The sequence below is a fragment of the Verrucomicrobiia bacterium genome, from assembly GCA_019634635.1.
Lineage (GTDB): Bacteria > Verrucomicrobiota > Verrucomicrobiia > Limisphaerales > UBA9464 > UBA9464.
The window spans coordinates 18995-32117 of record JAHCBB010000034.1 but is presented as its reverse complement, the minus strand read 5'-3'; the positions used below and the strand labels follow the sequence as shown (position 1 = coordinate 32117).

The following is a 13123-nucleotide window of genomic DNA, read 5'->3' as shown; positions in this document are numbered from 1 at the left end:
CTGAACCTCTGGACGACGCTGACCCGCTTCCTGAACGTGCCCGGAGCCCCTCTCGACAATAACACGGCCGAGAGGCTGCCGAAGACCGCGATCCTGCATCGCAAGAACAGCCTGCACTACAAGACGCAGAAGGGAGCTGAGGTGGGCGACACCTTCATGACGGTGATCGAAACCGCCCGGGCCAACGGGGAGAACCCCTTCGACTATATGCGGGCGGTGGTCCGGAATCCGGAGGCCGTCCGAGCAGACCCTGGAAGGTGGATGCCGTGGACCTACCGGCAGACCCTCGGCGCCGCCACCTCACCCAGGGCACCCTGAGCCCGCGTCCGTCGAGAGCCGCCACCCAAACAATTTCGGCCCCGCCAGCCCCTTCCGCACCTTTGCCGAAGGGACACGGTGAAGCGCTGCTTGAGCCGCTGCAGGTAGCCGCTGATGTCCCACATCGGGGCGCAGATCCGGTCCAGGAACGCCCGTTCACCCGCCGCATCCCCTGCGGCCCGGAACTGTTCAAGGCGCTGGCGGAAGCGACCGAGGGTGAGGGCCGAGCTGGAGATCGCTTCGATGCGGGACAGAAACTCGTCGGCCGTGCCGGGACCTCGACCAGGAGGTGGAAGTGGTTGGAGAGGATGCAGAAGGTGAGCACCCGGGCCCCGCAGAAGCGTTCGTACTGGCGGAGCAGGCGAACGAAGTGTTCGCGCTCATGGGGACCGAAGACGAAGTCGCGGTTCACGACCCGCGACATGCAGTGGTAGTGGGCGACGGGGAACAAGGCGGGGGCCTTCAGACGACGCTGGCGCATGGGCGCAGGATCACGAGGCGGCAGCACGGTCCGCCATCGCCAGATCTACGGATAGTTGTCCTGTCCCCTTTGGTGCCCGGGTTCCTCGTCGAGCCGATCGACCTCGGTGGCGACGTTGTAAAAACTTTCGGGGCGGAGAAAGAAGCCGTCATGAGCCCGAAACTTCGAGCGTTCCAGCACCAGATAGTCGTTCAGCTCGGAATGCGAATCGCGTGTGGCGAAGTTGAAATTCTTCGTGCCGCCTTCGGCGTTGAAGCCCCACTTCACCGCGATGGCTTCGAGCAGGGTCGATTTGCCCGAGCCGTTCTCGCCGATGAAGAACGTGACCTTGGGATGCAGCTCCAGCCGGTCCAGTCCGCGCACCGCCGGGATCGCGAAGGGATACCGGCAAAACCTTGGCACCGCGTCCCGCTTCAGGCGGACGGCGGTGAGGTAGCCGGGGAACGAATCCATGCGAGGCTTCTCCTAGTTCGGCACAATATCAAAGTGCAGAGGCTTGTCACTTGGTTGGCACTTTTGTGCCGTTTCTGCTTTCGAAACGAAGGATGTCAGTCGACTCAATCGAGAACTGGACCGCCGACTTTCTCGCGCTGTTTGTTACTTGCAGCGGTGACTGGATCCAGAGGCGGTGCTCGTCTTGCGTGATGACCTCGAAAGGTCCATAGGCGTCGTTGGTGATGGGGAACCCAGCAGCCCAAAAAAGGTCCGTCCGACTGGAGCCTGGAATGAAGTATACGATTTGAGGGGCCCCGCCACCGAAAGAACCGGGAACCATGGGAAACACGGTCTGGCCAAAGCAAATAGCGTGTGATAGTGCCAAGAATCCACATAAAGAAATGGATATCATCTTCAGAGCTACGCTCGGGTGCTGCCAGAGGTCCGTTCTGGAAGCCCGCCCTTGAACGTGAATGGCAGGCCACAGTATTGCCGAGAGGATGAGAAATGCCCCGAGCTTTGGCTGTGCAACCCAAACAGCGACTAACAGCAGAAGGATGGTGCCCCCAATGCTAAACCACGGATTGTTGACTACTTTGAAAAACTTGGAATCTGCGAAACCGCGAACAAACGGAGCGATGGTGATTGCGAGTCCAGATAACGTAACGGGAGCTAGCCCCCAAACGCGGACCTCGACACTTGGTAGCAATCTGGGAAGAGCTGACATGAGCAAAAAAAGCCACAAGACTAAAAGGGTGATTTGGTCTCGGGAAGCTGTGGCGGTTGGTTTTGATTTAGTTGTCCTGTCGGGACCAAACCATTCAAAAAGCAAAGCAAAAGGCATCACGAACATTACGACGAAGGCGAAGTAGCAGAGTCCGGCCGAAACGAATCTTCCCTGAAACAATGAAGGGCCAGAAATTCCATATGTGCTCGTGTGAATCTCCCAGATTAGGAATCCGAGGGCATAAAACCCGATTCCTAAACTTCCAAGTAAAGCAGGAAGCTCCTTCATGCCCATCAACGATTGCCCGGCAGGCATTATCGCCTTCCCTTCCTCAGTTGTAGCAATTGACTTTTCTTCCTGTCCCATATTTCTCAACTTTCAGGATCTTGCGGCCGCAAGCACCCGCGCCATGTCCTAGTATTGATATTATTATTGATAGGAATTTGGTTTTTGCGCTTCGCCGGGAGAGGGAGATTTGATTCTGCTGACCCGACCGTTTTGGAAGTTCACTTCGCGATTTTCCCGGTGTCAACTTTCGATTTTCGCCTGCGGCGAGCCTTCTCCCAAGCCGTAGCGAGTCGGGGGGCTGTCGAAGGCTGCCAGAGGGGGCGGAGATCCTAGCACACTACCCGATTTCAGGGTCTGGGTCGCAGACCGGCGTCCATCGACTGAGCGGCATTCAGTCGGTGAGGACGTTCTCCGCCTTCGCCAAGGCTTCGTCGGGACAAGTCCGCTATGCCACGCCTGCCGGATGAGATCCCGCCACTTGCGGGCGGGCAGCTTGGCCGGTGGAGGCGGAGAGCCCTTGGGCCAAGCCACCTTCGCGGCGGGATTGGCGCGGCTCCGGCAGCCGCGGCTCTTGTTCGAATACAACCCGTAGTACCAGAACATTTGGGCGCCCCGGTCGGGGATGTGCTGCGAGAGCGCCGCCGGGAAGTCCTCCGCGGCGAAGACCTCAAAGTTGCGGCGGATCTTGGGATTGAGCCGCGAGCGGTAGATCACCACGTCCCCGGGTTGTTCCAGGGTGATCTTGGCCGCAGAGAACGGGTTGCGCAGGATGTACTGGCAGAGTTCCTCCCGCTCGGCGCGGTTCTCCGGGGGCACACTGCGGGTGGCGTCCACGTTGAATCCGGTGTGTTTCCAGCCGCGCATGCGCTCCACCAGTTGCGGGGAGATCCGACGCAACCGAAGGAGTTCGGCGAAGATCCGGTCCCGAAAGACGGACTCCAGGATGCCGTGCGGGATCACGGGAGCGGGGTGCCACTGGCCCTCAGCATCAAGAAGGCCATCGGCCATCAGAGCATGGATGTGGGGGTGTATGTCGAGGTATTCGCCGAAGGTGTGGAGGGTGAGAAGGAAGGCGGGGCGTCCGCGAGGCAATCCCAGGGCGGTGCGCAGGAGTTGGGTCAGCGTCTGCTGCGCGACGGTACAGAGGCGCCGGAGGAGGTTTTGATCCCGCCGGAAAATGGGTCGCAGCAGCTTGGGCAGGGCGAGGACGACGTGTCGGTGGGGGACGGGCAGCAGGAGATGGTCCACCAGATGGGCGGCGGTCTGCAAGACCTTGCGTTGATGGCAGGAGGGGCAAAACCAGCGTCCCTTGCAGGAAATGGCGACGAGGTATCCGTGCGCGCAGCGATCGCAGCGGACGCGGGCGAAGCCGCGCTCGAGGATGCCGCATTGGAGAAACTTGCCGAAGACCTCGGAGACGACGGGACGGAGCGGGCCGAGCCGGAACTCGTAGGCGTCAGGACCATCATAGATCTTGCGTCTTCAGCTGGACCGGCAGGCTCTCCAAAGCAGCCCACGCCCCCTGCTCGGGCTGCATGCGTAGCGACATGGCATCATGGGCGGAGTGCCCGCAGGTGCGGAGTTGATCGAATTGGCCCGAGTGAAGGGCAACCATGGGGCACGACATCCCACAGCCCCCGCATCACTGACCCGCCAGCGTGCCGCCACCCCGATGGAAACTGGCGCAAGCTCGGGAAGCACCCCTTTGGGTTCGGGGACTTCTCTACGGGCCGCATAGGCCCACCACGAGCCCTTAAAACCCATTTCTCATCCCGAATGTTCCACACCGTTGACGGCTCGGGGTGCGACGTTGGCACATGACCTTGAGGCCGTGGGCTCTGGGCAATTACGGCCCAATGCTCCCGTCAGGAACGGGCCGGTGCCTGAAATCGGGTCGGCGGTGCACCGCCGCTGCTGATTTCATCCGGACTTGAGGGTAGCCTCTCCAAGCATGGCGATCACGATCAGGCGGCTCCTTAAACATGCGGCCCTAGCGTTCGCCTACGGCGCACTCGGTGTCCTGGTGGTGGGCGTTTTCGGATACGTGCGGTATTTGCGGGGCCGTCCGGATCTGAAGCCCTGGCACACAGCCGCGCTATCTGAGGAGTACCGCGTCAGCAGTTCCAGGTCGGCGACCAACTTCAACGGGTATCTTGCCCAGGAGGAGCGTCTGTTCTCCGAGTTGATGCGCGAGGTGACCGACCGGACGCCTCCCAAGGAGCAGGAACGGTGGAGTCGCTACTGGACGGGATCGGGTGCTGACCCGGCACGCGGCGGCACCAACTGGAACCGGACTTTTGTTCTGGGACCCAGCAATCCGCGGGGCGGGGTCCTGCTGCTCCACGGGCTTTCGGACGGTCCGTACAGCCTGCGCGCCCTGGGGCAGCGGCTCGCCGGCGAGGGTTTCCTGGTGATGGGTCTGCGGCTTCCAGGACACGGCACCGCACCCGCGAGCCTGACCCGCGCAACCATGGAGGACTTTGCCGGGGCGACACGGCTGGCGGCGCGGCACCTGCGGGAACGGTTGGGCACCAACCTGCCCCTGGTCCTCGTCGGCTACTCCAACGGAGCCGCACTCGCGATCGAGTATGCCCTGGCCCGACTGGAAGGGGAGACCCTGCCGGCCGCCGATGGATTGGTGCTCCTTTCGCCGGCGATCGGGGTGAGCCCGGCTGCGGCTCTGGCACCCCTGATTCGAGGTCTCAGCCGCCTTCCAGGGATGGAGAAGGCCGCCTGGACGGACATCGGACCCGAATACGATCCGTACAAGTACAACTCGTTTCCAATCAACGCAGGCGAACAAGTGTACCGGCTGACCCGGCGGATTCAGGATCGGCTGGCCCGGCTCGATCACGGCGCAGGAGTTGCCGGCATGCCCCCGGTCCTGGCGTTTCAGTCCGTCGTGGACTCGACCATCGTGCCCACGGCCATTGTGGACCGACTGTTCCGCCGGCTCGCGCCGGAAGGGCATGAGCTGGTGCTCTTCGACATCCGGCGCACCGCGGTGGCGACTTCGTTGATGATTGCCCATCCCGAGGGGTTCACCCAACGCCTGATGGAAGATCGGACCGCGCCATTTTCGGTCCGTCTCCTGACCACCGAAGGGCCGGATTCCGACCAGGTGCGACTCCTGTTCCGCGCGGCTGGCGAGACCCATGTGACGGAGCAGGCCGTGCCTTTCCGATGGCCGCCGGGGCTCATGTCGTTGTCCCACGTCGCGCTGCCCATCCCTCCATGGGACCCCGTTTACGGCGACGGGTCGGGGGCGGAACCGGGGCGCATGCAGTTGGGAGACCTTGCGCTTCGCGGCGAGAACGGGCTGTTGCTGGTGCCGCCGGGAGCCCAGCTTCGGCTTCGCTACAATCCGTTCTACAGCATCCTCGAAGACCGGGTGGTCAAGTTTGTGACCGGACTGCCGATCAGCTCTGGAGAGTAGTCGCCCGGGGACCTCCAAAAATTAGAGCTCCCGCAGGCCTGTCAGGAGATCCCGGCGCAACGCCTGCCGGGTCGCCAGCCAGGTCCAGAACAGACCGTTTGCCCCCACCAGGAAGAAGGTCAGGGCCAGCGAAAACCACGGAATTTCGGTACCGGGGCGCAAGACCGACGGCAGGATCGCGAGCACCGCTGCCGCCACCCCAAGGACAATGCCAAGCCCCAGCAGGATGGCGTGTTCGGAAAGCACCATGCGGCGAAGCGGGGGATCGTCAAACCCGACGGCCTTCATGAGAGCCAGTTCCCCACGACGTTCCTGCACATTGCGCAGGACCACGACACCCAGCCCGACACTGCCCAGTAAAAGGCCCAGGCCGCCCAGCATCTGGAACGTGTTGAGGTAGGTGTTCTGCACCGCGTTGAAGCGATCCAGCCGCACCGCGGCCGGCGTCAGTTCCAGACCGACGTCGGAAAACGCGCGTGAAAGGTCGGCTGCGATTTCGGACGTGCGATCGGCGGGGGCATCCACCAGGAAGACCCGGTGGCCGGATTCCGTGGGAAACCGTTCCACAAACCCGGATTCGGGAATGATGAGGCTTCCCTGCAGGACCGAGTTGGCCACCGCGCCGACGATGCGGACGCGGAACGGACGTCCCCGGTCGTCAAGATAGTCCAGCGTGTCGCCGACCTTCCGGCCAAGCGCCCATTGAATGGAGTTGGCATCGCCGATGGCGGGGAGGACTGGAATGCCATCCGGGGCGTCCGCCCACGAAGCCGCCAGCAGGTCCCAGCCGGTGGCGCCATTGGGTGCCGGCAGGGACGCCGTGAAGGTGAACGCCTGGCGACGGGAAAGCGGTTCGGGATCCACTCCCAACAACCGGGGCTGCTGGGCCCGGTTGAGGTTGAGGCAGCTGGCATCGTCGCCCTCGCGAACCCGGAACGGAACAAAGGTCACGGCCTCCATCAGGCCCTCGTCCAGGCCAAAGGATTCGCGGCCTTTTCGACTGTCGAGGTCCGCGACGATCGGAAGGCTGCTTTCACCCCAAAACGCGAATCCCCCGGTCCCGGCGCTCCGCTTGGAGGCGTCACGTCGCGCGTCCAACCGGCTGGCGGCCACCACGACCAGCAGAAACGAGGCACTGGCCAGCAGCAGGACGGTGGCCAGGGAACGGGAAGGGCGTCTGGAGATGCCCCGGAGCGCCAACCCCATCCGGGTGCGGACGACCCGGCCGGACGGGCGGACCATGCGTAGCCGGTATCGCAGCCCAAGCGCTCCCGCTGCCAGCGCGGCGGCGCCCGCTCCAAAGAAGGCCGCCGGCTGGTGCCGCTCCGATCCCAGGAAACCCCAGGCGCAAAGTCCGAACGCCGCTGCGGCCATCCCGATGGGAAGGGCAGGGCGGGCCGACCGGCATTTGGCCCCTTCGGCCCCTGCCAGATCCGATGCCGTGTCCTCAAGGAGATGACGTGCTGGCAGGCGGGCCTGGCCCCGCAACGCCAGCGTCAGCGTCACGGCCGCAGTGCCGAAGGCGAGGAGCGCGCCGATCACGAGTGATGCGGGGGTGAGGTGAAAGGTCAGCCCGCCGCCGGCGACGGCGTCCCGCCACAGGGTGTTGAGTCCGGTGAGAATCGCGCGCGCGTAGTAGATGCCTCCGACGATTCCAAGCACCGTTCCAAGGCCTGCGAGCATCAATCCTTCGCGCAACAACAGCCGCCGGACACCCGCAGGGGTCCAGCCCACTGCCAGCAGGAGTCCGACCTCGCCCGCCCGACGCTCCAGGGCGAACAAAAAGAGCATCGAGGTGAGCAGCAGCGCCGAAAGGATGAGGAAAAAACTGAAGCCCAGGAACAACCCGCCAAAATCCTGCCCCGATGCCGCCGCGCTTAGGCCCTGCGCGGCCACCGGCTGCCAGACGATGCCAAAATCCCGTGGGGACAGAGCTCCCTCAAGCCGTGCCTGGATCCCCGCCGCGACCTCGTCGGGATCGGCATTGCCGTCAACCGGCCAGCGTATTGCGGTCAGGTTTCCAAATCGGTTCGCCCAGAGGCGCCGGCCGGTCTCGGGGTTGACGAAGGCCTTGGGCGCACCACGCCACTCCTTCCAATACGCTTCATCCTTGTCCCGGATGGTGTGCACGAGGTCAAAGCCCGCGTCCCAGTCCCGTGTGCTCTCCGCCTTCGCCAAGCCGGGGAATTCCGGCATCAACGTTCGGTCGGCATGCACCCCCGTCATCGGCACGATACTCCGAACCCTGAACCGATTCGTGTGCTCGACGAGCCGGGGTCCGGAATCAGCCCGGTAATAGGTGAGACGCAGCGAATCTCCAATCTCCAGCCCGAGATCCCCGGCCAACCACTCTGAAACCACGATTTCATCGTCGGCCAGGTCGGCCGGGCTGTAGGGAGGGCCCGCCGCGGTCACCATGGAATACGGGGTCAGGCGATCGCCTGACTCGAGGGAATTGACAAGGTAAGTCAGCACGGGCACCGGCCCCTCTGAGATGTTGGGTGCAAGGGCGGTGGAAACAGCGGGCGGATCCAGGAAGATCCGGCGGGATGTCAACTCGACGAAACCGGGTTGATCTGCCACCGGCTTCCAGACACGGATTGCCAGTTCCGCATCGGCCAATTGCCAGTGCTCGCTCAGGAGTTCGTCCATGCGCGCCGTCTGGGCTTCGGGCGGCATGGCTCGGGTGGTCTCCGTCATCGGCCATTTCCAGGCTTGAAAGCCATGCTCCCGGAGGGCGCTCCACCGTTGAACCAAGCGTTCCGAACTCGTGGAGCGTACCCAACGAAACAGTTGACGACCGACCAACAGATTCACCCGCCCGTCGAGGTCCGCAGCCTTTGCGAGGGTTCCCGGCGGAACGAACGCATTCAGCGGAGCGACCTGATTTGCCTGCAATCCGAAGACTCCGCCTTCGGATGCCGGCAAAATGCGTCCCACTCGGAATCGGAGCGCCACACTCTGGTCGTCCCGCGGGGTGATGACTGCATCCCGTGACAGCGCCGACGGCTTGTGAATGCGCAACACCACCGCATCGCCCGGGGTCACCTTCAACTGGCGGGCCAGGGGCTCCCCAAGCCAGACCTCATCAGCTCCGGTCTCGAATATGGAAGCGCCCCCCCCACCGAGCGAAAATATCCGCTCAAACTCACTGCTTACTTCAAGGACTTGCACCCGATTGGCGCGCGCGGTTCCGTCCTGACGCGTCATCGTGCCGGGAAGGGTCAGAATCCCGGCGGTCGCCGGATTCGAAGCAAATGGCAAGCTCCGCCCCAAGACGCTGATCGCCGGGTTGCTCGCGTTGATCCGTTCAGAAAGCGCTGCGGTGACAAATCGGTCGTTCAGTGAAAGCGCGGTGGCGATGCGGTGTCCGAGGCGCTCGCGGACACGGTCCGCGAGGCTGCCACGGACCGAATCGCCGACGGCAAGCGCCCCGACCAGCACCGCGGCGGCGATGATGGCGCCGGCGAGCACCCCGGCATGGGAGCGCCAGTGATGCTGCAGCGAACGAAGGGCCAGGCGGCGGCGGGTCATCGGGGCACCAGCTTTCCATCGAGCAGATCCACGATCCGCCCCATTCTGGCGGCGAGCTCGGTGCTGTGGGTCACAACCACCAGTGCGACGCCGTCCTCCCGGTTCAACTCCACCAACAGGTCCCCCAGGGTGCCCGCGCTGGCGCGATCCAGGGCCCCGGTCGGCTCATCGGCGAGGAGAATGCGCGGCTGATTGATGAGGGCCCGCACCACGGCCGTCCGCTGACGCTCACCGCCGCTGAGCTGGCCCGGACGATGTTCCAGCCGCCCCGCCAATCCCACCCGGTCGAGCCAGCGTCGGGCACGATCCTCAGCTCCGGAGTCCACGGACGTCGCCTCCGCGAGTGCGGGTAGGAGGACGTTCTCCAGAACGGTGCACTGCGGCAGGAGATGGTGGTTCTGGAAGACGAAGCCGATCTGGCGGTTCCGGATGCGCGCGAGCTCCCGCGCCCCAAACGGCTGCAGGTCGCGTCCTTCCATCAGCACGGATCCGGAATCCGGCCGGTCCAGGGTTCCCAGAAGGTTGAGGACCGTGCTTTTGCCACTGCCGCTTGGGCCCAGAATCGCAAGGCTCTCGCCATGTCCGATGACCAGGCTGGCGCTGCGGAGCACGGGGACCGGGGTCGCACCCGGGTACGACTTGCTCACCTCATGCAGGGCAAGGAGGGGACCGGATTCAGTGTCCGACATCGCGGAAAGGGTAGCGTCAGCAACCCCCGAAGCCACGGCGGAAGTGCAGACCTCAGAGGACCCTTTAGCGGAACGGTGAGGCCCCCGCGCGGTGGGGTGAGGTTCCTGCCGTCCGCACAACTCGGAGTCGGGCTGGTGGAGACTTCGCACGCGGACGGCTCCGCGGAGCGTTGCCCCACCGGGAGCGGAGCCGAGGTGCGACGCGGTGGGGCAAGTGGCCCCAGGGGCCGTCCGTCCAACGGGGAGTCCGGGGGCCACGGGAACGCGACCCGGGGCCAGCCCCACCCGCGGGTGAGAGCGGCTCGATGCCTTCCCGGCCGGCCTCAGTCCCGGATGGCGGCCTGCAAGGCTTTTGGGCAGATTGGGTGCGTGTTGACCCCAAGTATCGAGGATCCCCTGCCATCCGGTGTCGGCTGCCGGTTCACCGTGATCGCATCGCGGTATCATCCGCGGTTTGTGGACGGTCTGCTCAACGCCACATTGTCCTCGCTGAATCGCGCGGGGGCGCCCGATCCCGAGGTGTTGCGCGTTCCCGGCGCCTGGGAAATCCCGGTGGTGGCGGGCGCGGTCGCCCGTCGGACCCGGGGCCGGCCCGACGCGGTCGTGTGCCTCGGAGTCGTGTGGCAGGGGGAAACGTTGCACGCGCAGCACATCGGTGACGCCGTCAGCGACGCACTGATGCGCCTGGCGGTGGATACCGGGGTTCCGATGGTGCATCAGGTGCTGAGCGTCGCCTCCGAGGAGCAGGCGACCGCCCGTTGTCTGGATCCGGAAACCGGCCGGGGCCTCGAGGCCGCGCGCACCGCGTTGGAAATGGCCACGCTCCTGCGGAGTCTGTAGCCCGTCCTGTGGTGAACGATGCGCGGACGTTTTCCATGGCTGCTGGGAGCACTGGCGACTGCACTCGCACTGGCCCTATGGATGCGTCGCAGCGGCCACCGGACCTCGGGCGCACTCGGGCCCCGCAGCCCGGCGGAAGCAGCCGAGGCGATCGCCCGCCAGTATCTCGCCATCGAGGAACGGGAGCAGGCGGTGGCCCGGGGACTGTGGGCGCCTGAAATTGAAGCCCAGCGATTCGAGGACGTGCTTCACCAGATCTGGGATTCGCTGAATGCGGCGACCAACGACTGGCGCATTCTGCAGGATATTTCGCTGGAGCAGGTTTCCCTTCTGGACATCGGAATCCCCGAGGCGCTGCCCCACGGCATTTGGCGTGTCCGACAGGCGCCCGGTGCCGGCAAGACGCTCGACCGCCTGGACTGGCGGGATTGGATTGAAGGGTGGGCGGCCGCCGGATGGGAGATTCGGGGGACGCGGTGGGCTCTGAGGTCCCACCAGACGGCTGGCCGCGGGCAGCACGCCCGGTCCCACATTTGGATTGGAGCCCGGCTGGAGCGGTTGAAGCCGGAGCAACGGGCAACGCTTGATCTCGAGGCCACCGTGACCTGGACATCGAGCGATTCGGGCATCGCGGAAGTTACCAGCCTTCGCGTGGATCGCCTCACCGTGCTCCATCGTTTGGGCCCGCCACCGTTTCGTTTGTGGCTGGAAGCGGATCTTCCACCGGAGTCCACCCGGTTCAATGATCCGCTGATCATTCGGGATCTTGATGGCGACGGACGCCCGGAACTGCTGATGGTTGGAGCCGCTTCCGTCTGGTGGAACGGCACAGGACAGGCGTCGTCCGCACCATTCGACCGCAAGGAGGTCGCCGGCGTGCCTGAGGAGCGGATCCAAGCCGCCGTCCTTGCCGACGTGGATGGCGACGGCCGCGAGGACCTGGTGATCGCCGGTGCGACCGGGCTCCGCTGGGCCGCGGCCTTCGACGGACGTACGGAACCCGATTGGCGGCAGGGTTGGACCGCACCCGGCTTGTTGCGGCATCCGCAGGCGATCGCCGTCGGCGATGTGGACGGGGATGGCGATGTGGATTTGTGGCTGGTGCAGTACAAGCTTCCGTACCAGCAGGGACAGTTTCCCACCCCGTGGTACGATGCGCGGGACGGGTTCTCCTCCCATCTGCTGCTCAACGATGGGCGGGGCCGATTTTTGGAGGCCACGGAGGCGTCGGGCCTTGGTCCCGTGGGGCGTCGGCGCAGCTACAGTGCTTCGTTCGTGGACGTTGACGGTGATGGCGCCCTGGATCTGCTGAATGTCAGCGATTTTGCGGGCCTGGATTTCCTGAGAAACACTGGGCATGGGCGCTTCGAGGACCTGACCCCGTCCCTGGGCCCCGACCGGCATGCCTTCGGCATGGCGCATGTCGTCAGCGACGCCAACGGCGACGGACATCCTGACGTGCTGATGCTCGGCATGGATTCCATTGTGGCCTCCCGTTTGCTCGCGCTTGGGGTGCGCCGTCCGGTCCCTGGCGAGCCTGCGAATGCCGTGGTAGGGATGACGGCGGGCAACCGGCTGTTTCTCGGAAGTACGGACGGCGCGCGTCCGCTCCGTGGGGCGCCAGCAGCATGGGCTTCGGGATTGGCCGCCACGGGATGGAGTTGGGGGGGAGCCTGGGAGGATTTTGACAATGACGGCCGGCTGGATCTGGCGGTGGCCAACGGGCACGAGACCCGTTCCTCGACCGTGGACTACGAGCGCCAGTTTTGGCTGCACGATCGGTTCGTTGCCGGCTCCACCAACGATCCGGCGGCGGAATTCTATTTCCGGACGGCTGCAGGCCGCCGTCAGGCGGCAAGGGCCAGCTATGGCGGCTGGCAGGACAACATTCTCCGATTGCAGGTGAAGGATGGGGATTATGCCGAGGTCGCGTGGCTGCTGGGGGTCGCCGATCCGGAGGATTGCCGAAATCTGGTGGCTGCTGATTTGGATCTCGATGGGCGGCTCGATCTCGTGGTGACGACCCAGGAGGGGTGGCCCCGTCAGCGTCAGCGCCTAAGGATTTACCGAAACGAGCTGGAAGCCGTCGGCCGCTGGATCGGATTTCGGTTTCGCGGATCGGTGCCATCCGGGGTCCGGGTGACTGTGACCTCCGGTGAGACCCAGTTCTCCCGCTGGCGGTTGACCGGGGACAGCTTTCGTTCCCAGGGACCGGCGGCGGTTCATTTCGGACTGGGGCATTCGTCAGCCGGTAGAACGGTCATTGACTGGGGACCCGGTCGGGCGCCGACGTCCCTTGAAGCGCCCCAGAATGACCGCTGGAACATTGTAGATGTTCCCGACAGCAACCTACAGGCGGAACGTTGAACGCCCCG

Annotated in this window: 9 protein-coding genes; 3 read left to right on the top strand and 6 right to left on the bottom strand. The window is 64.6% G+C overall.

The features are described 5' to 3' along the window. Positions 1-154: 154 nt before the first annotated feature. From KF791_17450 to KF791_17435, 4 genes are all read right to left on the bottom strand, one after another. A complete protein-coding gene (locus KF791_17450; GenBank protein ID MBX3734364.1) occupies positions 155-799 on the bottom strand; it encodes a transposase in 645 nt (214 codons plus the stop codon). Between the two features lie 45 nt (positions 800-844). Next, complete coding sequence (locus KF791_17445; GenBank protein ID MBX3734363.1) at positions 845-1252, bottom strand: AAA family ATPase; 408 nt, start codon at positions 1250-1252, stop codon at positions 845-847. A gap of 46 nt (positions 1253-1298) precedes the next feature. Beyond that, positions 1299-2327: a hypothetical protein gene (locus KF791_17440; GenBank protein ID MBX3734362.1), complete on the bottom strand. Its 1029-nt coding sequence runs from the start codon at positions 2325-2327 to the stop codon at positions 1299-1301. Between the two features lie 162 nt (positions 2328-2489). After that, positions 2490-3518 (bottom strand): transposase, encoded by a 1029-nt coding sequence (locus KF791_17435; protein MBX3734361.1) that lies wholly within the window; start codon positions 3516-3518, stop codon positions 2490-2492. Between the two features lie 682 nt (positions 3519-4200). Between KF791_17435 and KF791_17430 the strand changes: the two genes are divergently transcribed. Continuing rightward, complete coding sequence (locus tag KF791_17430) at positions 4201-5685, top strand: alpha/beta fold hydrolase (GenBank protein MBX3734360.1); 1485 nt, start codon at positions 4201-4203, stop codon at positions 5683-5685. A 21-nt stretch (positions 5686-5706) separates the two neighbouring features. On the opposite strand, the gene KF791_17425 is transcribed toward KF791_17430, so the two are convergent. Beyond that, positions 5707-9219 carry an FtsX-like permease family protein gene (locus tag KF791_17425; protein MBX3734359.1) on the bottom strand — a complete coding sequence of 1171 codons (3513 nt, stop codon included), beginning with the start codon at positions 9217-9219 and terminating at the stop codon, positions 5707-5709. After that, positions 9216-9908: an ABC transporter ATP-binding protein gene (locus KF791_17420; GenBank protein ID MBX3734358.1), complete on the bottom strand. Its 693-nt coding sequence runs from the start codon at positions 9906-9908 to the stop codon at positions 9216-9218. Before KF791_17420 ends, KF791_17425 begins: the two co-directional genes overlap by 4 nt. 369 nt (positions 9909-10277) lie before the next feature. Here KF791_17420 and ribH point away from each other — a divergent pair, with 369 nt between their 5' ends. Then, entirely contained in the window at positions 10278-10748 is a 471-nt protein-coding gene (ribH, locus tag KF791_17415; protein MBX3734357.1) for a 6,7-dimethyl-8-ribityllumazine synthase, read from the top strand. A gap of 18 nt (positions 10749-10766) precedes the next feature. Beyond that, positions 10767-13115, top strand: coding sequence for a CRTAC1 family protein (locus KF791_17410; GenBank protein MBX3734356.1), 2349 nt, complete (start codon positions 10767-10769; stop codon positions 13113-13115). Positions 13116-13123: the final 8 nt, after the last annotated feature.

What these genes read in the sequence shown, in the direction of transcription:
- KF791_17450 (MBX3734364.1), bottom strand. Translation starts at nt 799, where the DNA reads ATGCGCCAGCGTCGTCTGAAGGCCCCCGCCTTGTTCCCCGTCGCCCAC.
- KF791_17445 (MBX3734363.1), bottom strand. Translation starts at nt 1,252, where the DNA reads ATGGATTCGTTCCCCGGCTACCTCACCGCCGTCCGCCTGAAGCGGGAC.
- KF791_17440 (MBX3734362.1), bottom strand. Translation starts at nt 2,327, where the DNA reads ATGGGACAGGAAGAAAAGTCAATTGCTACAACTGAGGAAGGGAAGGCG.
- KF791_17430 (MBX3734360.1), top strand. Translation starts at nt 4,201, where the DNA reads ATGGCGATCACGATCAGGCGGCTCCTTAAACATGCGGCCCTAGCGTTC.
- KF791_17425 (MBX3734359.1), bottom strand. Translation starts at nt 9,219, where the DNA reads ATGACCCGCCGCCGCCTGGCCCTTCGTTCGCTGCAGCATCACTGGCGC.
- KF791_17420 (MBX3734358.1), bottom strand. Translation starts at nt 9,908, where the DNA reads ATGTCGGACACTGAATCCGGTCCCCTCCTTGCCCTGCATGAGGTGAGC.
- KF791_17410 (MBX3734356.1), top strand. Translation starts at nt 10,767, where the DNA reads ATGCGCGGACGTTTTCCATGGCTGCTGGGAGCACTGGCGACTGCACTC.